Genomic DNA, 23,236 nt, shown 5'->3' with positions numbered 1-23,236 from the left:
GCGAGGTCGTGACGCAGCCCAGCCCCACGTCAACCCCCGCCACCCCCTCTCGGCGGACGACGGCCCCACCGGCGACCGTCACCGCGGTCGTCGTCGCACGCACCCGTGAAGCCACCGGCCAGGTCCTGAGCGCCCTCCTCGCCCAGGACCGACTGCCGGACCGACTCCTCCTCGTCGACGGCGCCATCGACGGGCTCGGTGACACGAGCGACCTCCTCGCTCCGGTCGACGAGGCCGGCATCGACGTCCTGACGACGACGCTGGGCCCCCGCCGCGGTCTGCGGCGCATCCTCCCCGCGATGATCGACCGGCTCCCCAGGGCAGACATCGGACGTGACCTCGTCTGGGTGCTCACCTCGCGAGCCCGCCCCCACCCGGAGGCGCTGCGCCGCCTCGTCGCGGCGACCGGCCGAGGGGTCGGCATGACTGCTCCCAAGCTCGTCGACGAGCGCGACCCGAGCCGCATCGTGCGGATGGGTCTGCAGGTGACCCGCGCCGGGCGGATCGTCCCGCACCCGGTCGCCGGGACGACCGACCAGGGTCAGCACGACGCCGACATCGACGCGATCGCCGCCCCGCTCGACGGGCTGCTGCTCGACCGCGAGACCTACGAGCGCCTCGACGGGCACGACCCCGCACTCGGCGACCTCGGGGGCGACCTCGACCTCGGCTGGCGCTCGCAGCGCGCGGGTCGACGAGTCGTCGTCGTCCCGGAGGCCAAGGTCGCGGTGCGACCGACTGCCGCGGAGCGCCGCCCGACGACCGAGCACCGTCGCCAGGCGCGACGGGCCGCACTCACCCGCGCGCACGTGGCGACCGCGCCCTTCCTCGCGCTGTGGATCGCCCTGTCCAGCCTCGTCATCGGCCTCGGCCTCGTCGTGCTCAAGCGTCCCGGCATGGGCGCCGACGAGCTCGCCTCGCTGCCGGCCGCCCTCGACCTGCGCACGCTGCGCTCGCGGCTGCGTGGGCGGGCCCCCCGCGAGGTCTCCCGCAGCGACCTCGACGCGCTCTTCGTCACCCCGGCCGACGCCCGACGACGCATCGTCGACGACGCCCGCAGCGGTGTCGGCCGCGACCCCGTCGTCGACGCCCGCTCGCTCGAGGTCGAGCGCAAGGGCGGCTGGCTGACCCACCCCCTCCCGTGGCTCGTGCTCCTCGCCGGCGGCCTGTCGATGTGGTCGGCACGGCACATCACCGGCGAGCTGCGCCACCGCACCGACTTCGGCCTCGTCGGCGGCGAGCTCCTCGGCGGGCGCGCGACGGCGGGTCAGCTGTGGGACAGCTGGTGGATGGCCTGGCACGGCCAGGGCTGGGGCTCCGGCACGGAGCAGAGCCCCGCGCTCGTCGTGCTCTCGCTGCTCTCGCGCCTCGTGTCGTGGATCCCCGGTCTCGGGGCCAGCCACTCGCCGGCCGGCGTCGTGCTGGCTCTCCTCGTCGTCACCGCCCTGCCGCTCGCCGCGGCCACCGCCTGGACGGCGAGCCGCACCTGGTCGACGCACCGCTGGGTGCGCGCGGCCGCCGCACTCGCCTGGGTGACGACCGCGCCTGCCGCACTCGCCGTGGGCGAAGGGCGGATCGGCGCGCTCCTCGCCCTCGTGCTGCTGCCGCGGATCGCGGCCGGTCTCGTGCGGGCCGGCCGACGCACGACCACCTACAGCGACACCGTGCGCACCGCCCTGTGGGGCACCCTGCTCGCGACCGTCGTCCCGGTCGTGGGAGTGGTGCTCGTCGCCGTCGGTCTCGTCCTGCTCGTCGGCGGTGACTCGCGTCGCCGGGCCCGCGGGATCACGCTCGCCGTCGTGCCGCTCGCCCTCGCCGGGCCGTGGCTGCTCGCCCTGCAGGAGCAGCCGCGCCGGCTGCTCACCGGGTGGGGCATGACCGACGTGCAGCTGAGCACCTCCGCGACCGACCTGGCCCTGGGCCAGCTGTCCGGTGGCGCCCCGACCACGTGGTGGACCGCGGCCGTCCTCGCGATCGGCCTGCTCGCCCTGCTCGTGCCCGGTCGTCGTGCCGGGTCGTGGCTCGCGGGTCTCGTCGGCCTGCTCGGCCTCGGCTGGGCCCTCGGAGCGCCCCACCTCGTCCTCGGCCACCGCCCGGCTGGGGCACCCGACCCGGGCGCAGCGCTCACCGCCTGGGCCGGCCTCGGGCAGATCGTCCTCGTCGGTGCTGCCCTCGTCGCGGTGCTCATCGCCTCCGACACGCTCCCGGACCGACTGCGCGGCAGCGGTGCTCGCGCCTGGCTGGCCCTGCCGGCCCTCGCGCTGCTCGTCGCCGCCGTCGGCAGTGGTGTCGTCGTCGGCCAGCACTCCTACGGCGACGACCTGACCACGTGGCGCGAGCCGCGGCCGCTCGTGGCCGTCGCCTCCGCCGAGGGGCCGCTCGGGTCGCGCGCGCTCGTCGTCGAGCCGACCGACGAGGGCGTGGTCTACCGCCTCGTCGGCGACGAGCCCGGCGCCCTCGTGCGCGACCTGCCCGTGGTCGGCGAACCGGTCCCCGGGGAGGAGGAGGTCGCCGCTGCGGTGGCCCAGCTCCTGGGCGCGGGGGAGGGCACGCGTGCCGCGAGCGACGTCCTCGCCGAGCACGCCGTCTCGCACCTCGTCGTCGTGGACCCGACGCAGGCCCAGCGCCGCCTCGTCGACGCCTCGCCCGGCCTGAGCCGGCTCGGCTCGAGCGCCGGCACGACGACCTGGGCCGTGCGCTCCGAGGTCACCCACGAGTCGGTGCCCTCGCGGGTGCGCGTGACGACCGCGCGCACGAGCGACGCCGTGGCCGTCGAGGGTCCGCACGGCGACACCGGTGGCGACGTCGCGATCCCGAAGGCCGACACCCTCACCGTCGCCGAGTCGCTCGACTGGAGCGACCGGGTCCAGGTGCGCGCCGATGGTCGACTGCTGCGGGCGCAGACCCACAGCGCCGTCCCGACCTACGAGCTGCCCGAGGGCACCGACGAGATGAGCGTCGCGGTCGGGGCCGGACACCCGTGGTGGAAGGCCGCCCAGGGCCTGGCCCTGCTCCTGGCCCTCTACCTCGCCCTGCCGACCGAGCGCCGTCCCGACCCCGAGGAGGAGGACGAGCGATGAGCGAGTCCCGACCGTGGGCCGCCCCCGTGGCCCGAGGAGTCGTCGTGGCGGCTGCCGCCGCCGGCCTCGTCGTCGGCGCCGACCGACTCGGCTCCGCGCCGGACGCCACCCCACCGTCCGGCGGCGCGTCCAGCGCGGCGACGACCCTGACGACGAGCTACTGCCCGGGCGACCCCTTCGCCGGTGGTGACGACGAGACCCCTGACGTCGACGTCAGCGGGTCCGTCGACGCCCACGCCGCACCGGCGGACGTGCTCGAGGGCGTCGTGCGGCCCGCCGACGACCCCGGCCGGATCACCATCGACCCGCTGTCCAAGGCGTCCAGCGGCGTCCCGCGCGACTCCTCGACGAGCGGCCCGACCGACGTCTCCGACGACGACCTGGGGTCCGACCCCCTTCGTGTCCGTGGCACCGGCGAGCGGGCGCCCGGGCTCGTCGCGACGCAGAGCCTCACCGCGACCGACGGCGACGTCCAGGGCCTCGCCGCGCTCCCGTGCACCGCGCCGACCGCCGACGCCTGGCTCGTCGCCGGCGGCGGGGACAAGGGGCGCCAGGAGCGGCTCGTCCTGACCAACCCCGGCGGCAATGCCATCACCGTGCAGGTCGACGTCGTGGGCGCGAAGGGGGGCGGCTCCGACGGTCCCGGCCGCTCCGTCGTCGTCCCCGCGGGCGGACGCAACGTCGTCCTCCTCGACAGCATCGGTGGGACGGCCGCGCCCCAGGCCGTGCACGTGACGAGCACGGGCGGGCTCGTCTCGCCCGCGATCGTCGACCACCACCTCGACGGCCTGACGCCGGCGGGGCTCGACGTCGTCGGCCCCACGGCGGCGCCGGCGCGCCGACTCGTCCTGCCGGGCAATGCCAACGGCTCCGGGCGCGGCATCGTCGTCGCCGCACCCGGCGACCGGGAGGCCGTCGTGCAGGTCCGCCGGCTGAGCGAGGACCCGGCACGCAGCGCCAAGGTCGTGACGGTGCCGGCGGGCGAGGCCGTCGACGTCGAGCTGCCGCTCGCCGACGGCATGCGCTCGTGGGTCGTCGAGTCCGACGAGCCGGTCGTGGCCGCGGCGTGGACCGAGACCACCGGTGCGGGAGAGCGCCGGGACATGGCCTGGTCGGTGGCGACACCGGCCTTCGGCTCGCTCGGCGGGGCGGCCCTGCCCCGGGTGCCAGAGGACGTCTCGCGGCGCTTCGTCGAGGTGACCGCCGCGGACGGGCAGGCGCAGGTCGACGTGCTCGTCTCCCGCGACGGCGAGGTGACGACCGAGGAGCTCGAGCTCGACGACGCGCACAGCCAGGCGCTGCCCCTGGGTGACGCGGACGCCGTGTGGGTGCGGCCGGACGAAGGCCGGGTCCACGCCGCCGTGCTCTACCTCAGCCCGCCCGGGGCCCAGACCGTCGGCGCGGCGTCCGTGCCGCTGCTGCCCTCGCGCGTCGCCGTCCGCGACGTCCCCGTCGTCCGCGCCCGCTGACCCGCGCGCCCGCGGCTCTCGGCGCTGGGTCGATGTATGGGGGTGCGCTGGGGCCCACCCGGATACATCGACCCAGCCGCCGCCGCGGGGTCAGCGGGGCGGGTCGACCTCATCGGGGTCGACGCCGAGGAGCCGGGCCACCTGCTCGACCATCACCTCGTGGACGACCTCGGCCTGGTCGGCGCCACGGGAGATCGTCTCGACCGGGCGGCGGTAGACGACGATGCGCGCCGGCAGCAGGCCCTGCTGGGGCCACAGCCGGGCGAGCGGGACACCTTCCTCCCAGCCCTGCGGGTCGGACGGCGGGATGTCCTCGACGGCGAACTCGACATCGCCCCACCGGCGACCGAGCACCCCACGGAAGCGCTGCGCCGTGTCGATGACGAGGTCGTCGAAGGCCTCGGCGCGGGTCGCCATCGCCGGGACGACGGGGTGGGCCAGGGGCCCGCGCAGGCCCCGGCCACGACGATCACGATGACGGCTCACCCTCCCGATCGTAGGTGTCGGGCGACGGCGTGGCGTCGCACATCGGGCCGATCGTGGCCTAGCCTGCACGGGTGTCCGTCTCTCGCCAGTGCTCCCGTGCCGCGTGCCCGCGACCGGCGGCCCGGACCCTGACCTACGTCTACTCCGACTCCACGGTGGTCCTCGGCCCGCTCGCGACCTATGCGGAGCCCCACGCCTACGACCTGTGCGACGACCACGCCGCCCGCCTCACCGCCCCGCGCGGCTGGGACGTCGTGCGCCTGGCCGCCGACCAGCCCGCGCCCGCGACGCACGACGACCTCGTCGCGCTCGCCGAGGTCGTGCGTCGCCGGCCCGGGCCGACGACCGACTCAGAGCGCACCCGCCACGTCGCGACGAACGCCCGCCCCGAGCCGACGAGCATCACCGAGACGGGGCGCCGCGGCCACCTGCGCGTGCTCCGCGACCGCGACTGATCCCGCATCCGCCGCCCGCCCCTGCGCGGCATAGGCTGGCTCGGTGACCATCACGCTCTCTGACTTCGTCAAGGCCTACGACGTCCGCGGCCTCGTCCCGGACCAGCTCAACATCGACGTCGCCCACGCCCTGGGGGCCGCCTTCGCCGAGGTCATCGCGCTCGCCGAGGGCGCGCCGGCGGTCGTCATCGGCCACGACATGCGGCCCAGCTCGCCCGAGCTCGTCGACGCCCTCGCCCGCGGCATCACCGCCCGCGGCGTCGACGCGATCCTCATCGGTCTCGCGAGCACCGACGGGCTCTACTACGCGAGCGGCGCGCTCGGCCTGCCCGGCGCGATGTTCACCGCCAGCCACAACCCCGCCCGCTACAACGGCATCAAATTCTGCCGCGCCGGCGCCCGCCCCGTCGGGCAGGACAGCGGCCTGGCCGACATCCGCGACCTGGCCCAGAGCCACCTCGACGGAGGAGTGTCCGCCTTCGACGGGGTGCGCCCCGGCAAGATCACCCAGCGCGACGTCCTCGTCGACTACGCGGCCTTCCTCCGCGGCCTCGTCGACCTGTCGGGCAGCCGCCCCCTTCGCGTCACGGTCGACGCGGGCAACGGCATGGGTGGGCTCACCGTCCCCGCCGTGCTCGGCACCGGCAGCGGCCTGCCGCAGCTGCCGCTCACCATCGACCCGATGTACTTCGAGCTCGACGGCACCTTCCCCAACCACGAGGCCAACCCCCTCGACCCCAAGAACCTCGTCGACCTGCAGGAGCGGGTGCGCAGCCACGGCGCCGACATCGGCATCGCCTTCGACGGTGACGCCGACCGCTGCTTCGTCGTCGACGAGCGGGGCGAGCCGGTCAGCCCGAGCGCGATCACCGCGATGATCGCCCGCCGCGAGATCGACCGCGAGGTCGCCGCCGGGCGCGACGCCGGCGAGGTCGCGATCGTGCACAACGCCATCACCTCCGCCGCGGTGCCGCAGATCATCGCCGAAGGGGGTGCCCGGCCCGTGCGCACCCGCGTCGGTCACTCCTACGTCAAGGCGGTCATGAGCGAGCACGACGCCGTCTTCGGCGGCGAGCACTCCGCGCACTACTACTTCCGCGACTTCTGGTTCGCCGACACCGGGATGCTCGCGGCGATGCACGTGCTCGCCGCCCTCGGCGAGACCGACGCCCCGCTCAGCGAGGTCATGGCGCCCTACGAGCGCTACGTCGCCTCCGGCGAGATCAACTCCACCGTCGCGGACGCCCCGGCCGTCACCGAGGTCGTCCGGCAGCGCTGGGCGACCGACGGGGTCGACGTCGACGAGCTCGACGGCCTGACCCTGACGCACGCCGGCGACGACACGACGCCGATGTGGTGGTTCAACCTGCGCCCGAGCAACACCGAGCCGCTGCTGCGGCTCAACGTCGAGGCCGCCGACGAGGCGACCATGGCGCGGGTGCGCGACGATGTCCTGACGACGATCCGAGAGGCCTGAGATGAGCGACACCACGATCGAGCCCTGGCTCCGCGAGATCCTGCGCTGCCCCGCCTGCCGCAGCGAGCTGCGGGACGAGACCGGCTCCGCGGGCCCCGAGCTCGTGTGCACGAGCGGCACCTGCGGCCTCGCCTACCGCGTGGAGGACGGCATCCCCGTGCTCCTCGTGGACGAGGCCCGGCCGCGGGCCTGAGGCGACCATGTCCCCCTTCGACGAGACGCTGCTCGACGACGAGGGGCAGCGCCGCGCCGTCGACAGCACGGACATGCTCCGTGCGCTCGCCGGTGCCGGCGCCCAGGTGCGCCGCGCGGTCACGACGGTCGCCGAGAGCGACCTGACCGACCTGACCCGTGACCGGCCGCGGGCGGTGCACGTCGCCGCCGTCGGGGGAGCGGAGGCCGTCGGCGCGGTCCTGCGCATGCTCGTCTCCCGGGGCGGCCCCGTGCTGCTCTCCGCCGAGGGCTCGGGCCCGCTGCCGGGCTGGGTGGGCACGCTCGACCTCGTCATCGCGGTCTCCCTGTCGGGGCGTGCCGAGGGGCCGGTGCGACAGGCCCGCGAGGCCGGCCGCCGCGGCGCCCGCCTGGTGACGATCGGCGCCCCCGACAGCCCGCTCGCCGACGCCGCGGCGCACGCCCGCGGGGTCCACCTGCCGGTCGAGGTGCCCGGTGGTCACTCGCGCACCGCCATGTGGGGTCTGGTGACCGCAGCCGTCCTGGCGACGAGCGCCGCCCGCATCACCGACGTGCGTCCCGAGGTGATGGCCGGCGTCGCCGACCGCCTCGACGAGCAGGCGGAGCGGTTCCGCCCCGACGCCGAGTACTTCGTCAACCCCGCCAAGACCCTCGCGCTCGACCTGTCGCAGGTCGCGCCGGTGGCGCTCGGCGACGGCCCGGTCACCGGGGTCGCCGCCCACCGCACGAGCGCGATGCTCGCCCGCACGGCGCGCACGCCCGCGACGTGGGGGAGGCTGCCCGATGCCGCCGCCCAGGTCGTCGCCTGCCTCTCCGGCCCCCTGGCCGGGGGGCCGCGGACCGCCGACGGCGAGCGCGACGTCTTCGCCGACCCCTACCTCGACGGCCCGGCTGGTCCTCAGCTCGGGCTGCTCCTGCTGCGCGACCCCGTGCCGGAGGTCGGCGACGACCCGGCGGAGCTCGAGCGGCACAACACCGCGCAGTCGGTCGCCGACCACGCCGAGGCCACCGGCGTGCGGCTCCTCGAGCACACGGCCTCGCCCGGGCACCCCCTCGAGCGCCTCGCCGAGCTCGTCGCGCTCACCGACTTCGCCGCGACCTACCTCGCCATCGGCCACGGGCTCGACCCCGCGACCGTCCCCGGCATCTCCGACCTCCACCTGCCCAGGAAGGCCCCAGAGTGATCGACGTCGACATCGCTGTCATCGGCAGCGGATCCGGCAACAGCCTGCTCACCGACGACCTGTCGGACCGCACCTTCGCGATGATCGAAGGGGGTGCCGTCTTCGGCGGCACGTGCCTCAACGTCGGGTGCATCCCGACGAAGATGTACGTCCACGTCGCCGAGGTGGCCACCTCCGTGCGCGAAGGGGGCCGGCTCGGTGTTGACGCCACGCTCGAGCGGGTGCGCTTCACCGACGTGCGTGACCGCGTCTTCGGCCGGATCGACCCGATCTCCGCCGCCGGCGAGGCCTACCGGCGCGACGGCGAGGGGGTGCACCTGCTGCGTGGACGGGCCCGCTTCACCGGGCCGCGCGAGCTCGAGGTCGACCTGCTCGACGGCGGCACCGAGCGGGTGCGGGCCGGGCAGGTCGTCGTCGCCACCGGGTCGCACGCCGTCATCCCCGACGACCTCGCGGCCGCGGCACAGCGCGAGGGCATCACGCTGCACACCTCCGACACCGTCATGCGGCTCGACGAGCAGCCGGAGCGGATGCTCGTCGTCGGCGGTGGCTACATCGCCATGGAGATGGCGCACGTCTTCTCGGCCTTCGGCACGCAGGTCGTCGTCACCGCCCGCGGCGACCGGCTCCTGCGCCACCTCGACGACGACATCTCGGCCGCCTTCACCACGGCCGCCACCGAGCAGTGGGACGTGCGGCTCGGCACGCAGGTCACCGACCTGCACCGCGGCGACACCGGCATCACGGCCACCCTCACCGACGGGTCGACCGTGGAGACCGACGTCGTGCTCGTCGCGACCGGCCGCCGACCCAGCACCCAGGACATGGGCCTCGACCTCGCCGGCGTGCAGGTGCACGACGACGACCGCGTCGTCGTCGACGAGCACGGCCGCACCACCGCCGACGGGGTGTGGTCCCTCGGGGACGCCAGCTCCCCCTTCCAGCTCAAGCACGTCGCCAACCACGAGGCGCGCATCGTCGCCCACAACCTCGCCCACCCCGACGACCTGCAGTCCTTCACCCACACGGCGGTGCCGGCCGCGGTCTTCACCCACCCGCAGATCGCCTCCGTCGGCCTCACCGAGGAGGAGGCCCGCGAGCAGGGGCTCGACGTCCGCGTCAAGGTGCAGCAGTACGGCGACACCGCCTACGGCTGGGCGATGGAGGACACGACGAGCATCTGCAAGGTCATCGCCGACCGCGCCACCGGTCGCCTCGTCGGCGGTCACCTCCTCGGGCCCCAGGCGTCCACCCTCGTCCAGCCGCTCATCCAGATGATGGCCTTCGACCAGCCGATCGCCGAGATGGTCCGCGGCCAGTACTGGATCCACCCGGCGCTGACCGAGGTCGTCGAAAATGCCCTGCTCGGCCTCGACCTCAACCCCAGCGAGGACTACGTCGAGTCGCCGCCGCTCGCCTGAGCGCACGGGCCGCCCTGCTCCCATACGCTGTCCCCGTGCTGACGACCCACGAGACCACCGGGCCCCTGCGATGAGTGGCGGCCTCTTCGCGCTCCTCGACGACATCTCCGTGCTCGCCCGCGCAGCGGCGGCCTCCGTCGACGACGTCGCGGCCGCCTCCGGGCGCGCGAGCGTCAAGGCGGCAGGGGTCGTCGTCGACGACACCGCCGTGACCCCGCGCTACGTCGAGGGGCTCGACCCCAAGCGTGAGCTCCCGATCATCAAGCGGATCACCATCGGGTCGCTGCGCAACAAGCTCGTCTTCATCGTGCCGGCGATCCTGCTGCTCAACGCCTTCCTACCGTGGGCGCTGTCGCCGCTGCTCATGCTCGGCGGCACCTACCTGTGCTTCGAGGGAGCCGAGAAGATCTGGGAGAAGGTGTCTGGGCACGGCCACCACGCCGGTGACGAGGAGCAGGTCGGCGACGAGGACGCGATCGTCAAGGGCGCGGTGACGACCGACTTCATCCTCTCCGCCGAGATCATGGTCATCTCGCTCAAGGCCGTGCTCGACGAGGGACTCGACGACTCCTTCTGGTACCTGCTCGCGGTGATGGTCGTCGTCGCCATCGTCATCACGCTCGTCGTCTACGGGACGGTCGGCCTCATCGTGAAGATGGACGACATCGGCCTGGCCCTGTCGAAGCGCGAGTCCGGCCTGTCGCAGACCATCGGCCAGGGCCTGGTCACCGGCATGCCCAAGCTGCTCACCGTGCTGTCCGTCGTCGGCGTCGCCGCGATGCTCTGGGTCGGTGGCCACATCATCCTCGTCGGCCTCGAGGAGACCGGCTGGCTGCCGCAGCCCTACGAGTTCGTCCACCACCTCGAGGAGCAGGTCCACCACGCGACCGGCGCCCTCGGCGGCGTCCTCGGCTGGCTGACCAACACCGTCGCCTCCGCGATCCTCGGCCTGGTCGTCGGCGCGATCGTCGTCGCGGTCATGCACGTGCTCCCCTTCGGCAAGGACGAAGGGGAGACCGCCGGGGCCCACTGATGGTCACCACCATCGCGCCCCTCGTGCTCGACGATGCCGCCGTCCTCGGCCGGCTGCACAACGCCCTGTGGCGCTCCACCTACGCGGGTCTGCTGTCCGCCGAGGTCCTTGCCGCGCGGGACGACGCGAGCAACGTGCGCCGGTGGCAGGAGCGGGCCCGGGCCCACGAGGAGTCGGGTGTCTCGCGCGAAGGGGGCCGGACCCTGGTCGCGCACGACCGGGCAGGTGCGCCGATCGGCTGGGCCACCGTCGGGCTCCCACGTGATGCGTCGCCCCCCACACCCGTCGAGCTGTGGTCCCTCTACGTCGCTGCGGAGCACCACGGACGAGGCATCGCCCTGGCGCTCGTGGCAGCGGCACTCCCGGACGCGCAGGCCGCTCACCTGTGGGTCCTCGTGGGCAACGACCGGGCCATCTCCTTCTACCGCAAGTTGGGGTTCGTCCCGGACGGCGTGACGGAGCACGACGATGCGGTCGGGGCCGACGACCTGCGCATGGTTCGAGGGGTCTGAGCGGCGTGGCGATGGGTCGAAGAAGAAGCGCCCGGAGATGCGGGCGATTCTTCTTCGACCCACCCCGCCCGACTCCCCAGGGGCCGTCGTCGACGGCCACGCCGCCTACACTGGCGGGTGCCGGCGTGGGTGATACCCCGCGACAGACCCAGAAGGGTCGCGCCGGGTCCGATCCCACACCTGTCACAGGAGTACGCATGTCCTTCGACTACAAGGTCGCCGACCTGGGCCTCGCCGAGGCCGGCCGTCACCAGATCCGCCTCGCCGAGCACGAGATGCCCGGCCTGATGAGCCTGCGCGAGGAGTTCGGCGAGTCGCAGCCGCTCAAGGGCGCGCGCATCGCCGGCTCGCTGCACATGACCGTGCAGACCGCCGTCCTCATCGAGACCCTCACCGCGCTGGGCGCCGAGGTCCGCTGGGCCAGCTGCAACATCTACTCGACGCAGGACGAGGCCGCCGCGGCGATCGTCGTCGGCGCCGGCACCCCCGAGGACCCGAAGGGTGTCCCGGTCTTCGCGTGGAAGGGTGAGAGCCTCGAGGAGTACTGGGACTGCACCGAGCAGATCCTCACCTGGGCCGACGGCGGGCCCAACATGATCCTCGACGACGGTGGCGACGCCACGATGCTCGTCCACAAGGGCAAGGAGTGGGAGGCCGCCGGTCAGGTGCCGCCCACGACCGACGAGGACTCCGAGGAGTTCGGCGTCTTCAAGGCGCTCGTGCGTCGCACCCTCGAGACCGACCCGCAGAAGTGGACCACGGTCGCCGCCGGCATCAAGGGCGTCACCGAGGAGACCACGACCGGCGTGCACCGCCTCTACCAGCTCGCCGAGGCCGGCGAGCTGCTCTTCCCGGCGATCAACGTCAACGACGCGGTCACCAAGAGCAAGTTCGACAACAAGTACGGCACCCGCCACTCCGTCCTCGACGGCCTCAACCGCGCCACCGACGTGCTCGTCGGCGGCAAGGTCGCCGTCGTCGCGGGCTACGGCGACGTCGGCAAGGGCGTCGCCAGCGCGCTCGCCGGCCAGGGAGCCCGCGTCGTCGTCACCGAGGTCGACCCCATCTGCGCGCTGCAGGCCGCGATGGAGGGCTTCGAGGTCACGACGATGGACAAGGCCGCGACCTACGGCGACATCTTCGTCACGACGACCGGCTGCTACGACGTCATCACCGCCGAGCACATGTCGTCGATGAAGAACAAGGCGATCGTGTCCAACATCGGTCACTTCGACAACGAGATCGACATGGCCGGCCTCGCCCGCACCGAGGGCATCACCAAGACCGAGATCAAGCCGCAGGTCCACGAGTGGACCTTCGCCGACGGTCACTCGATCATCGTGCTGTCCGAGGGCCGCCTGATGAACCTCGGCAACGCCACCGGCCACCCGAGCTTCGTCATGTCGAACTCCTTCGCCAACCAGACGATCGCCCAGATCGAGCTCTTCGACAAGGCCGAGGACTACGTCGACGACGACGGCAAGCCGACGGTCACCACGCTGCCCAAGCACCTCGACGAGAAGGTCGCCCGCCTCCACCTCGACGCCCTCGGCGTCGAGCTGACCGAGCTGACCAAGGGTCAGGCCGAGTACCTCGGCGTCGACGTCGCCGGGCCGTACAAGCCGGAGCACTACCGCTACTGACCCTTCGCGGTGAGCCCACCGCTCGCCTGTCGTCGCGCGGTCCGGAGGACCACGGCGGCGCTGGGGAAAAGCCCGGACCCTTGCACTCGCTCGTCCTGAGAGGTGCTGGATCCGGGCTTTTCCTTGACTCGCGCCGCCATGGTCTCCGGACCTCGCTGCGTCCCCGACGCTTCCCCGGTGGCTGAGGTGCGACGTAGGAGCCTCGGAGCCCCGGCCGCTCAGGGGTGGAGTGAGGCGAGGGCGGCGTCGCTGTCGGCGAGGGCGGCGCGGTCGTGGGTGGAGGCGAAGACGACGAGCTCGTCGGCGCCGGTGCGCTCGACGAGGCCGGTGAGCTGCTCGGCGACGTCCTCGCTCGTGCCGTGGACCGTGGCGGCGAGGTGCTCCTCGACCCGGGCCTGCTGGCGGGCGGTGAGGCGCATCGCCGGCTCGGGACGAAGGGGAGGGAAGGCACCCGTCGTCCGTGACTCCACCATGGCCCAGGCCTCCGGCAGCGCCAGCTCGCGGGCCCGCTCGCGGGTGTCGGCGACGAGGACGTCGACGCTGACGAGCACGCGCGGGACGTCGCCGGGGCGCTGCGGGCGGAAGCCCGCGCGGTAGTCCTCGAGCGGACCGAGGTCGCCGCGCAGGAGGGGGCCACCGACGACCGCCGGCAGGCCGAGGCGGGCCGCGACGGCCAGCCCGGAGCCGGTCGCCAGCACCAGGACCGGGGGAGCGGGCACTCCCTTCGGCATGGCCGTGACGGGCGCGGTGCCCGCGAGCAGGGCGGTGAGCTCCTCCAGGTCGCGGGCGAAGTGCTCCGGCCCGTAGTCGTGCACGCCGAGCGCGTCGCGCACGGGCGCGGTGAAGCCGAGCGACCGGCCCACGCCGAGGTCGATGCGGCCGGGGTGGAGGGCCGCGAGCATCTTCGCCTGCTCGGCCACGACGATCGGTCGGTGGTTGGGCAGCATGACCCCGGCGGAGCCCACCCGGATCCGCTCGGTGCGGGCTGCGATCGCCGCCATGAGCAGCGGCGGGCTGCCGCTGGCGATGCCGGGGACGGCGTGGTGCTCGGCCACCCAGATGCGGCGGTAGCCGAGCTCCTCGGCCCGCCGCGCCCGCGCCACCGTGTCGTGCAGAGCGGTCCCCGCGTCGTCGCCGGCACGCGTGCGCGAGCGGTCGAGCAGGCTGATCGGGACGGGGAGAGTGCTCACCCGCACGACCTTAGGCAGATGCGTCGTCGTCGGGGTCGGGCGAAGGGAGGAGCTTGAGCCCCACGACGGCCGCGACGATGCCCGCGATGAGCAGTGCCTTGACCGGCGACCAGGGCTCGGCGCCGGTCGCCATCGCCCACACGACGGTGAGGGCGGCGCCGACACCGGTCCAGATGGCATAGCCCGTGCCGATCGGGATCGTGCGCACGGCGAGGGCGAGGCCGCCCATGCTCAGGGCGAGGGCGACGAGGAAGACGATCGTCGGCACGGGGTCGGTGAGGCCTGCGGAGCGGCCCAGAGCGGTCGCCCACACGGCCTCGAGGACGGCACTGACGAGGAGCAGGACCCAGGGCATGTCAGGACACCGCCTTCAGGCCCGCGACGCAGGCGACGAGCAGGACGACGAGGGCGATCCGGCTGCGGGAGGCGACCTCGTCCCCCTTCGCCATGGACCACACGACGGTGAGGCTGGCGCCGATGCCGACCCACACCGCATAGGCCGTGCCGGTCGGGATGGTCGTCATCGCCCAGGCCAGTCCGGCCATGCTGGCGACGAGCGCCGCGGCGAAGAGCAGGGTGGGGCGCAGGCGGGTGAAGCCGTGCGACGCGGACAGGGCTGCCGCCCAGACGGCCTCGAGCATCCCCGAGACGATGAGCACGATCCAGGACACGGGACTCCTCCGATGAGTCCGTCTTGTCGTGGTGCGGGTACGGCTCCCTCGTCCGCAGGCCCCGGACCGGGGCCTCGTCACCCAGCGTAACCGCGGTGTCTCCCGGGTGTCGCACCGTCCCTGTGTGATGATGAGCGGGCAGTTGCACACCCCGTGGGAAGGCAAGACCGTGAAGGGACGTGTCCTCGTCGTCGACGACGACCAGGCGCTGGCGGAGATGCTCGGGATCGTCCTGCGCAAGGAGGGTCTCGACGTGGCGCACGTCGCCGACGGCGCCCGCGCCATCGACGCCTTCCACGAGACACGACCCGACCTCGTCCTGCTCGACGTCATGCTCCCCGGGATGGACGGCATCGAGATCTGCCGCCGCCTGCGCCAGGAGTCGGGCGTGCCGATCGTCATGCTCACCGCCCGCACCGACACCGTCGACGTCGTCGTCGGCCTCGAGTCGGGTGCCGACGACTACATCGTCAAGCCCTTCAAGCCGCAGGAGCTCATCGCCCGCCTGCGCGCGCGCCTGCGCCGCGGCGACGAGCCGGAGCCGGAGCGCCTGACGATCGGCGACCTGACGATCGACGTCGCCGGCCACTCCGTCAAGCGGGGCGACCAGGCCCTCGGCCTGACCCCGCTCGAGTTCGACCTGCTCGTCGCCCTCGCCCGCAAGCCCTGGCAGGTCTTCAGCCGTGAGGTCCTCCTCGAGCAGGTCTGGGGCTACCGGCACGCCGGTGACACGCGACTGGTCAACGTCCACGTCCAGCGCCTCCGCTCGAAGATCGAGCACGACCCCGAGAACCCCCAGATCGTCGTCACCGTCCGCGGCGTCGGCTACAAGGCAGGGCCGTCCTGACGATGACCTCGGCCCTCGAGACCGAGGACGCCGGGGCCCAGGAGTCGGTCAGCGACGGGGCGACCGGCGAGGACGACCGTCCCGGCGAGTGGTGGCTGGTCCGGTGGGTGCGCGCGCTCGTCGACCTGTGGCGGCGCTCGCTGCGCTTCCGGGTCGTCACGAGCACCCTCATCCTCGGTCTCGTCGTCGTCTCGATCATCAGCCTGACGATGTACCGCTCGATCGCCGACGGGCTCGTCGACGACCGGATCGACCGTGCCCAGGCGGAATCGCGCGACCTGACCAACGACGCCCAGTCCCGCTTCAACAGCTATGCCGGGACCCCGGCGGCGCCGGAGCTGTCGGTCTTCGCCAACACCGTCGTCAACACGACGCTCAAGGCGCCGGCCGGTGACGACAGCCGCTACGTCGTCTTCACCCGCAGCCTCGACAACACGACCGACCTGCGCATCCCCAGCGAGGAGTCGGACGACGTCTCGCTCGAGGCGATCCCGAGCTCGCTGCGCCAGTCCGTCTCCGCAGACCCCTCCCGGCAGTCGACGATGACCATCGACCTCGAGCGCGCCCCCCAGGACGGGGTCGGCTCCGAGCTGCCCGGAGCGCAGCCCCGGTCCGACGTCGTGCCGGCGGTCGTCGTCGGGTCGCAGGTCGAGGTGCCGAGCGCCGGGCCCTACGACATCTACCTCATCTACCCGATGGACCAGGAGCAGTCGACGCTCGCGACGATCTCGCGCTCCTTCATCCTCGGTGCGCTCTTCCTCATCGCCCTGGTCTCCGCGATCGCCTACATCGTGACGAGCATGATCGTCACCCCGGTGCGCCGGGCGGCGGCAGCCGCCGAGCGGCTCTCCTCCGGCCACCTCAACGAGCGCATGTCCGCGCGCGGCCACGACGACCTCGCCCTGCTCGGTCAGTCCTTCAACGACATGGCCGACAACCTCCAGACCCAGATCCGCCAGCTCGAGGGCCTCTCCCGGGTTCAGCAGCGCTTCGTCTCCGACGTCTCGCACGAGCTGCGCACCCCGCTGACGACGATCCGCATGGCCGCCGACCTGCTGCACTCCTCGCGCGACGAGATGGACCCGGTCGCCGGGCGCTCCGCGGAGCTCCTCCACGACGAGCTCGACCGCTTCGAGGAGCTGCTCGCCGACCTGCTCGAGATCAGCCGCTACGACGCGGGTGCGGCGGTGCTCGAGCAGGACCCCGTCGACCTCTTCGCCATCGTCGACCGGGTCGTCGACTCGACGGCGTCGATCGCCGACGCCCGGGGGAGCGAGGTCACCGTCCACCGGTCCCCGGGTCAGACGGCCGTCGCCGAGGTCGACGCGCGCCGCATCGAGCGCGTCCTGCGCAACCTCGTGGTCAATGCCATCGAGCACGGCGAGGGCCGCCCCGTCGACATCTGGGTCGACGCCGACGACGAGGCGGCCGCGGTGCTCGTCGAGGACCACGGCGTCGGGCTCAAGGCCGGCGAGGCCTCGCTCGTCTTCAACCGCTTCTGGCGCGCCGACCCGGCCCGGACCCGCACGACCGGCGGGTCCGGCCTCGGGCTGGCCATCGCCCTCGAGGACGCCCGGCTCCACCACGGGTGGCTGCAGGCCTGGGGAGAGACCGGTGAGGGATCCCGCTTCCGCCTGACCGTGCCCCGCTCCGCCGGCGGCCCGCTCAGCTCCTCGCCCCTGCCGCTGACCCCCCGGGAGGGGGACCTGCCGGGGAGCTCGCGGTGAGCTCGCGCGGGTGGGAGCCGGACGGTGCGAGCCGTCGCGGCGGCACGTCACGAGGCGGCACGTCACGCGACGTCACCCGGCGCGGCTTCCTCGGCATCGCGGCGGCCGGCGCGCTCGCCGGCTGCGGGCTCGGCTCCGACCCGACGATCCGACCGGGCCTCGCCGTCGACGGTGAGCCGCCCGCGCCGCTCAACCGCATCCCCAACCGCCCCGAGGACGGCGCCACGCCGCAGGAGATCATCCTCGGCTTCCTCCACGCCGGGGCGACGAGCGGCGAGCGGCTCGACATCACCCGCTCCTACCTGACCGACGACATGGCGCGCGGGTGGATCCCCGACAGCAGCACGGTCATCTACGACGACGCCGAGCCCCGCGTGCGCGCGGTCAAGGGGACGCCGCGGCTCTACCGGCTCAAGGTGCACGTCGCGGCGGTCATCGACAGCGAGGGGCGCTACTCGGTCGCGCCGCCCAACCTCTGGCAGACCTTCGAGTTCCGCGTCACCCGGGAGGACGGGCAGTGGCGCATCGACACGCTCGACGAGGGCTTCGGCCGGCTGCTGCAGGAGCAGGAGGTCGGCTACATCTTCCGCGACTTCCCGGTCCACTACCCGGCGATCGGGTGGAACACCCTCGTCGTCGACCAGCGATGGTTCCCGCAGGACCAGCTCGCCACGCGTCTCGTGCGCGCCCAGCTCGGCCGGGTTCCCGAGTACCTCGAGGACGCGGTCTCGACGGACAACGGCGCGCGACTGGTCGTCGACGCGGTCCCGGTCCGCGAGGGCGCCGCGCGGGTGGACCTCGACTCGGAGTCGGTCGCCGACGACCAGACGACCCGCAAGCAGCTGGCCGCCCAGCTCGTCGCCACGCTCATGTCGCTGCCGCAGGTGACCGAGGTGGTCATCACCCTCTCGGGCAACCCCCTCGAGCTCGGCATCGACGGGGCGCTCACGTCGCCCGAGCAGCTCGGCTTCGTCGACCGCAGCCAGGGCGAACCGGAGATCCTCGCCCGCGCCGGGACCAAGGTCGTGCGGGTCGGCGACCGGCTCTCGTCGGTGTCGGCGCAGCACATGGAGGCGGCCGCCACGCAGTTCGCGCCCGTGCCCTCGGACGCCCCGAGCATGGGGCTGCGGGCCGACGGCAAGGAGCTCGCGGTGGTCGACCGGCTCGGGCGCGAGCTCGCCCGCTACCGCGACGACGGCACGCACGTCGACGTCGCGCCCTTCGCCGCCGACCTGACCCGCCCCTGCTACGACTACTTCGGTGTCCTGTGGGTCGGTGGCTCCGGCCTCGGCCGCGAGGCCGGCCGTCGCCTGTGGGGGATCAACGCCACGGCCGACACGGACGACGCGACGGCGTCGGCCCCCAAGCACGTGCCGACCCCGTGGCTCGGGCGTCGCTACGTGCGGTCCGCGGTCGTCTCCCCGGAGGGCAGCCGGATCGCGGTCATCTCCGAGGAGAGCCCCGGCACGGGCAGCATCCTCGAGGTCGCCGGAGTCGTCCGCCGGGCCAACGGCCTGCCGCTGAAGACCTCGCCCCAGACCTTCCGCATCGGCGCCTCGCTCGTCGAGATGGTCGACGCCGTCTGGGTCGGCCAGAGCACCCTGGCCGTCATCGGCCGACGGGACAAGCAGTCGGTGCTCCAGCCCCATCTCGTCCACGTCGGCGGTGCCGTCGAGACGATGGCCGAGCGGCCGGGCGCCGTCCGCGTCACGACGACCGGTGACGAGCGCGACGTCGTGCTCATCACCAAGGGCGAGCGCGTCTTCCAGCGCTCCGGTGGCCGCTGGCAGGAGCTGCCGGCGCTCACCGGGGTGGCCACCGGCGGGACGTGACGTCGACCCCCTTCGTCCACAGCCCGAAGGGGGTGACCCGCACCGTCCACAGGTGGCCGCCGTGAGGCCCACGTGGTGGCCAGCTCGCCCAGGCTGGCGGCATGACACGTGGTCTGGCCGGAGCACTCGGGGCGGCACGTGGTCTCGTCCTCACCCGTGCCTGCGCCGGCTGCGGTGCACCCGACGTCGGTCTGTGCCTGCGCTGCCGGGCGGAGCTCGCCGGCCTGGCGCTCGGTGTGCGCGGTCCGGTGGCGCCGTCGCCGGTGCCGCCCGGCTGGCCGGGGTGTCACGCCACCGTGCGCTACGAGGGGGTCGCGACGCGGCTGGCGACGGCCTTCAAGGACGAGGAGCGCCGAGACCTCGCCGGTCCGCTGGGCCGGCTGCTCGCCGATGCCGTCGCCCGCGCCCTGCTCGCCTCCGGCCACGCCCGGGAGCGTCCGGTGCTGCTCGTGCCGGTCCCGTCGTCCTCAGCGGCGGTCCGGCGCCGGGGAGACCGGCCCATGCTGCTGCTGGCCCGCCACGCCGCGCGTCACGTCGGCCCGGCGGTCGAGGTGGCTCCGGTGCTCTCGATGGTGCGACGGACCGCCGACCAGGCCGGTCTGGACCGTCTCGGCCGCCTGGCCAATCTGCGGCGGGCGATGGTCGTGCCCCGCTCGGGCCGGGTCGTCGGACGGCACTGCCTGATCGTCGACGACGTGCTCACCTCCGGCGCGACCCTGTCCGAGGGGCAGCGCGCGCTGCTCTCGGCGGGGGCCGCGACGGTGACGATGGCGGCCGTGATGGTCACCCCGCGCAGGTCGCCGGGCGTTCACCTATCTTTCCGTCCGCCCGCGGACTAACGTGTCGTCATGGGTCCCTCGTTCGACCGGCACAGCCGGCGTGACGCAGGGGCCTTCCGCGTCCTCGGGCGGCGGCCCGACGACGACCTCGGCCCGCGACGGGAGGTGGTGCCCCGGCTGTGACGCCCTCGCCAGGCGGTCTACCCAGCACCACCCGACGTCCCCAGGAGGACTCCGTGGAAATTGCCATCACCGGACGCCATGTCAACGTCTCCGATCGACTGCGTGAGTACCTCGACAGCAAGCTGTCGAAGGTCCCGCAGCTCGACCCGCGCGTCCAGCGGATCGAGGTCATGGTGAGTCACGAGCCCAACCCCCGTCAGTCGAAGGTCAGCGAGCGCGTCGAGATCACGTGCCGGTCCAAGGGACCGGTCATCCGCGCCGAGGCCTGCCACGACGACCGGCAGGCCGCCGTCGACCTCGCCGTCGACAAGCTGCTCGAGCGCCTGCGCCGAGCCCACGACAAGAGGCACGTGCTGCGCGGTCGGCGCCGCACGTCCGTCGCGGCAGCGACCGCCGACCTCACCGAGCCGCTGGCCACGGACCTCACGAACGAGAGCGGGGCCGAGGAGACCGACCAGTTCGGCACCATCGGCGACAGCCCGGTCGAGGTCCGCGAAAAGGTCCACGAGAGCGCCCCGATGCCGCTCGCCGAGGCCGTGCGCCGCATGGAGCTCGTCGGCCACGACTTCTTCCTCTTCCACGACTCCGACAACGACCGGCCGAGCGTCGTCTACCGCCGACGCGGCTGGTCCTACGGCGTCATCCACCTCGACGTCCAGGACGACGTCAACGGCACCGCCGTCAACGGCACCAGCGTCGAGGAGCCCGTCTCCGTCCGCTGACGCTCCACCGTCGAGCACGACCCGCACGGCCTCCGCGCCGTGCGGGTCGTGCTGTCTGTCGGTGGGGTAGGGCAGGCTGGGGTGATGCGCACACTGACGCCGGCTGCGGCCCGACGGATCGCGCTCGCTGCGCAGGGCTTCGGCCGGGCGCGTCCCGAGAGGGCCCCGACGATGCGCGACCTGCAGCGGGTCGTCGACACGGTCGGACTCGTGCAGATCGACAGCGTCAACGTGGTGACCCGCAGCCATTACCTGCCCTTCTTCTCCCGGCTCGGGCCCTACGACCCCGCACTGCTGGACCGGATGCGCGACCGAGCGCCGCGCCGGCTCGTCGAGTACTGGGCCCACGAGGCGAGCCTGCTGCCGCCGAGCACCTGGCCCCTCATGGAGCACCCACGCATGCGCCGGGCGCTCGACGACTCCTGGGGTGGCATCCAGCGCGTGGCGCGCGAGCACCCCGAGCTCGTCGCGGCGGTGCGCGAGGAGGTCGAGGCCGGACGCCCGCGCACCGCCCGCGAGATCGAGGCCGCGCTCGGGCACGAGCGCAGCGGCGACAAGGAGCACTGGGGGTGGAACTGGTCGCTCGTCAAGCACGCCCTCGAGCACCTCTTCTGGGCCGGTGCGATCAGCTCGGCGGGCCGGACCCAGCAGTTCGAGCGTCGTTATGCCGCCCTGGCGCGCGTCGTCCCTCCCCGCGAGGCCACCCCGTGGCTCGACCCGAGCGCCCGACGGTCCGAGGAGGCGGCCTACACCGAGCTGGTGCGCATCTCCGCCCGTGCGACGGGTGTGGCGACCGAGGCCGACCTCGCCGACTACTTCAGGCTCAAGCGAGTCCACGTGCGCCCCGCGATCGAGCGTCTCGTCGCCGCCGGCGAGCTCGAGGCGGTCGAGGTGCGCGGGTGGGGGCAGCCAGCGTGGCTGCACGCCGGCGCGCGACGTCCCCGAGCCGTCGACGCGCGGGCTCTGTTGTCCCCCTTCGACAGCCTCGTCTGGTGCCGACCGCGCGTGGAGCGGATCTTCGACTTCCACTACCGCATCGAGATCTACACGCCCGCGGAGCAGCGGGTCCACGGCTACTACGTGCTGCCCTTCCTCCTCGGCGACGCCCTCGTCGGGCGGGTCGACCTCAAGGCCGACCGCGCCGCCGGCGCCCTGCTCGCCCGGCAGGTCACCTGGGAGCCGGGGCGCGGGGGAGCCGACGACCGACGCGAGCTGGGCGAGGAGCTCGGCCGGATGGCGACCTGGCTGGGGCTGACGCAGGTCGTCGGCGCCTGAGCCGTCCGAGGTCGCGGGTCAGGCCAGCCGCTCCCAGTGGACCGCCGGCCCGACCGATCCGTCGGGGGCGTCCGCAGCGGCCTCACGGCCCCACTCGGTGAAGCCGGCGCCGGCGAGGGCCCGGTTGCTCGCGGTGTTGTCGGCCGCCGTCTCGGCGACCAGCCGTCGCAGCCCGAAGCCGCCGTCGTCGACCGGCCGCAGGGCCAGGTCCGCCGCCAGCCGGGCGGCCCGGCCCGCGACACCGCGCCCACGGGCGCTCGGCCGCACGGAGTAGCCGAGCTCGGCCGTCCCGCCCACGGCGAGGCCGCCGTCGCGGACGAAGACGAGGACCTCGCCGAGCGGCTCGTCGGAGTCGGCGTCGGCGATGCACCAGTTGCTGCCGCGGCCGATCGACATCGACTCTCGGCGGCGCAGCAGCCAGTCGTCGAAGGTCTCGGGGGTCGGCACGGCGCGCGCCGGCAGGTGGTGCGGCGGGTGGTCGTGCGGCTCGGCGATCGCCGTGTCGTCGTCGCGCAGCGGGCGCAGGCGCAGGCCGTCGGCCTCGACGACGGGCGGCACGACCCACGGCTGCCGGGGGCTCAACGCGTCGTCGGGCAGCAGCGAGGCGCACCACGCGTCGGCCGTGCCGTGGCGTACCGGCACCCGCTGGGGGAGGGTGCCGTGGTGGGTGAACCCGCACGAGTGGGCGACCCGCCACGAGGCGAGATTGCCGCGGGCGGCGTACCAGTAGAGGCTCGGCGCGCCGTGCTCGAAGGCCCACCGGGCGCCCAGCCGCAGCGCGGCCGACATGATGCCCCGCCCACGGGCCGCAAGGTGCAGGGCGAAACCGACCTCCCACGGCAGCTCCGCCCGTTCGCCGGGCCGCAGGTCGAGGACCCCGGCGCAGGGCGGGCCGGCAGCGTCGTCGACCGGCTCGATGGCCCAGTAGCGCCGACCACGGGCTCTCGCCCAGCCCGCGGCGTGCTCCTCGAGGAAGGAGCGCGTCCGCGAGCCCGTAGGGCTGCGGGACCGTGGTCCAGCGGGCGCTCTCGGCATCACCGCACATCTCCACGACGAAG

At 73.8% G+C, this 23,236-nt stretch carries 21 protein-coding genes and 1 riboswitch; of the genes, 16 read left to right on the top strand and 5 right to left on the bottom strand.

The window, feature by feature from the left end:
* Window positions 1-8: 8 nt before the first annotated feature.
* Both ACQBJO_RS11925 and ACQBJO_RS11920 read left to right on the top strand, forming a co-directional pair.
* Entirely contained in the window at window positions 9-3,080 is a 3,072-nt protein-coding gene (locus tag ACQBJO_RS11925; RefSeq protein WP_421007471.1) for a glycosyltransferase, read from the top strand.
* On the top strand, window positions 3,077-4,549 hold the full coding sequence (locus ACQBJO_RS11920) for a DUF5719 family protein (RefSeq protein ID WP_421007470.1): 1,473 nt from the start codon (window positions 3,077-3,079) through the stop codon (window positions 4,547-4,549). Before ACQBJO_RS11925 ends, ACQBJO_RS11920 begins: the two co-directional genes overlap by 4 nt.
* Window positions 4,550-4,639: 90 nt before the next feature.
* Here the strand turns inward: ACQBJO_RS11920 and ACQBJO_RS11915 are convergent, their stop codons facing one another.
* On the bottom strand, window positions 4,640-5,035 hold the full coding sequence (locus ACQBJO_RS11915) for a metallopeptidase family protein (RefSeq protein WP_255184022.1): 396 nt from the start codon (window positions 5,033-5,035) through the stop codon (window positions 4,640-4,642).
* Window positions 5,036-5,106: 71 nt separating this feature from the next.
* Between ACQBJO_RS11915 and ACQBJO_RS11910 the strand changes: the two genes are divergently transcribed.
* From ACQBJO_RS11910 to ahcY, 8 genes are all read left to right on the top strand, one after another.
* Window positions 5,107-5,490: a DUF3499 domain-containing protein gene (locus ACQBJO_RS11910; protein WP_421007469.1), complete on the top strand. Its 384-nt coding sequence runs from the start codon at window positions 5,107-5,109 to the stop codon at window positions 5,488-5,490.
* A gap of 43 nt (window positions 5,491-5,533) precedes the next feature.
* Entirely contained in the window at window positions 5,534-6,967 is a 1,434-nt protein-coding gene (locus ACQBJO_RS11905; RefSeq protein ID WP_255184020.1) for a phosphomannomutase/phosphoglucomutase, read from the top strand.
* 1 nt (window position 6,968) lies between these two features.
* Window positions 6,969-7,160 carry a Trm112 family protein gene (locus ACQBJO_RS11900; RefSeq protein ID WP_255184019.1) on the top strand — a complete coding sequence of 64 codons (192 nt, stop codon included), beginning with the start codon at window positions 6,969-6,971 and terminating at the stop codon, window positions 7,158-7,160.
* Between the two features lie 7 nt (window positions 7,161-7,167).
* Window positions 7,168-8,343, top strand: a complete 1,176-nt coding sequence (locus tag ACQBJO_RS11895) for an SIS domain-containing protein (protein ID WP_421007468.1) — start codon at window positions 7,168-7,170, stop codon at window positions 8,341-8,343.
* On the top strand, window positions 8,340-9,764 hold the full coding sequence (locus ACQBJO_RS11890; RefSeq protein WP_421007467.1) for a mycothione reductase: 1,425 nt from the start codon (window positions 8,340-8,342) through the stop codon (window positions 9,762-9,764). The genes ACQBJO_RS11895 and ACQBJO_RS11890 overlap by 4 nt, the downstream gene beginning before the upstream one ends.
* 70 nt (window positions 9,765-9,834) lie before the next feature.
* A complete protein-coding gene (locus tag ACQBJO_RS11885; protein WP_421007466.1) occupies window positions 9,835-10,797 on the top strand; it encodes a DUF808 domain-containing protein in 963 nt (320 codons plus the stop codon).
* On the top strand, window positions 10,797-11,309 hold the full coding sequence (locus ACQBJO_RS11880; protein WP_421007465.1) for a GNAT family N-acetyltransferase: 513 nt from the start codon (window positions 10,797-10,799) through the stop codon (window positions 11,307-11,309). The genes ACQBJO_RS11885 and ACQBJO_RS11880 overlap by 1 nt, the downstream gene beginning before the upstream one ends.
* A 197-nt stretch (window positions 11,310-11,506) precedes the next feature.
* The gene (gene ahcY, locus ACQBJO_RS11875; RefSeq protein WP_255184014.1) at window positions 11,507-12,952 is read left to right on the top strand and encodes an adenosylhomocysteinase; all 1,446 of its coding nucleotides are present in this window, start codon (window positions 11,507-11,509) and stop codon (window positions 12,950-12,952) included.
* 218 nt (window positions 12,953-13,170) lie between these two features.
* Here the strand turns inward: ahcY and ACQBJO_RS11870 are convergent, their stop codons facing one another.
* The 3 genes from ACQBJO_RS11870 to ACQBJO_RS11860 are packed head-to-tail and all read right to left on the bottom strand — an operon-like array spanning window position 13,171 to window position 14,813.
* Window positions 13,171-14,142, bottom strand: coding sequence for an MsnO8 family LLM class oxidoreductase (locus tag ACQBJO_RS11870; RefSeq protein WP_421007464.1), 972 nt, complete (start codon window positions 14,140-14,142; stop codon window positions 13,171-13,173).
* Between the two features lie 10 nt (window positions 14,143-14,152).
* On the bottom strand, window positions 14,153-14,497 hold the full coding sequence (locus ACQBJO_RS11865) for a DMT family transporter (RefSeq protein WP_255184012.1): 345 nt from the start codon (window positions 14,495-14,497) through the stop codon (window positions 14,153-14,155).
* A 1-nt stretch (window position 14,498) separates the two neighbouring features.
* Window positions 14,499-14,813, bottom strand: coding sequence for a DMT family transporter (locus tag ACQBJO_RS11860; protein WP_255184011.1), 315 nt, complete (start codon window positions 14,811-14,813; stop codon window positions 14,499-14,501).
* 11 nt (window positions 14,814-14,824) lie between these two features.
* Window positions 14,825-14,891: riboswitch (guanidine-III (ykkC-III) riboswitch) on the bottom strand.
* A gap of 91 nt (window positions 14,892-14,982) precedes the next feature.
* Here ACQBJO_RS11860 and mtrA point away from each other — a divergent pair.
* The 6 genes from mtrA to ACQBJO_RS11830 all read left to right on the top strand — a co-directional run bounded on the left by mtrA (window position 14,983) and on the right by ACQBJO_RS11830 (window position 22,178).
* Window positions 14,983-15,660, top strand: a complete 678-nt coding sequence (mtrA, locus tag ACQBJO_RS11855) for an MtrAB system response regulator MtrA (protein ID WP_421007463.1) — start codon at window positions 14,983-14,985, stop codon at window positions 15,658-15,660.
* A 2-nt stretch (window positions 15,661-15,662) separates the two neighbouring features.
* On the top strand, window positions 15,663-17,387 hold the full coding sequence (gene mtrB / locus ACQBJO_RS11850) for an MtrAB system histidine kinase MtrB (protein WP_421007462.1): 1,725 nt from the start codon (window positions 15,663-15,665) through the stop codon (window positions 17,385-17,387).
* Complete coding sequence (locus ACQBJO_RS11845) at window positions 17,384-19,219, top strand: GerMN domain-containing protein (RefSeq protein WP_421007461.1); 1,836 nt, start codon at window positions 17,384-17,386, stop codon at window positions 19,217-19,219. Before mtrB ends, ACQBJO_RS11845 begins: the two co-directional genes overlap by 4 nt.
* Window positions 19,220-19,320: 101 nt before the next feature.
* Complete coding sequence (locus tag ACQBJO_RS11840) at window positions 19,321-20,058, top strand: ComF family protein (RefSeq protein WP_421007460.1); 738 nt, start codon at window positions 19,321-19,323, stop codon at window positions 20,056-20,058.
* Window positions 20,059-20,234: 176 nt separating this feature from the next.
* The gene (gene hpf / locus ACQBJO_RS11835; RefSeq protein ID WP_421007459.1) at window positions 20,235-20,903 is read left to right on the top strand and encodes a ribosome hibernation-promoting factor, HPF/YfiA family; all 669 of its coding nucleotides are present in this window, start codon (window positions 20,235-20,237) and stop codon (window positions 20,901-20,903) included.
* Window positions 20,904-20,987: 84 nt separating this feature from the next.
* Window positions 20,988-22,178, top strand: coding sequence for a winged helix-turn-helix domain-containing protein (locus tag ACQBJO_RS11830; protein WP_421007458.1), 1,191 nt, complete (start codon window positions 20,988-20,990; stop codon window positions 22,176-22,178).
* An 18-nt stretch (window positions 22,179-22,196) separates the two neighbouring features.
* Here ACQBJO_RS11830 and ACQBJO_RS11825 read toward each other — a convergent pair whose 3' ends face one another.
* On the bottom strand, window positions 22,197-23,213 hold the full coding sequence (locus ACQBJO_RS11825; RefSeq protein ID WP_421007457.1) for a GNAT family N-acetyltransferase: 1,017 nt from the start codon (window positions 23,211-23,213) through the stop codon (window positions 22,197-22,199).
* Window positions 23,214-23,236 lie beyond the last annotated feature (23 nt).

This window comes from Janibacter zhangyanbonis (genome assembly GCF_050507325.1).
In the GTDB taxonomy this organism is placed as follows: Bacteria; Actinomycetota; Actinomycetes; order Actinomycetales; family Dermatophilaceae; genus Janibacter.
The sequence above is the reverse complement of the archived record's forward strand: the minus strand, read 5'-3'. Positions and strand labels throughout refer to the sequence as shown.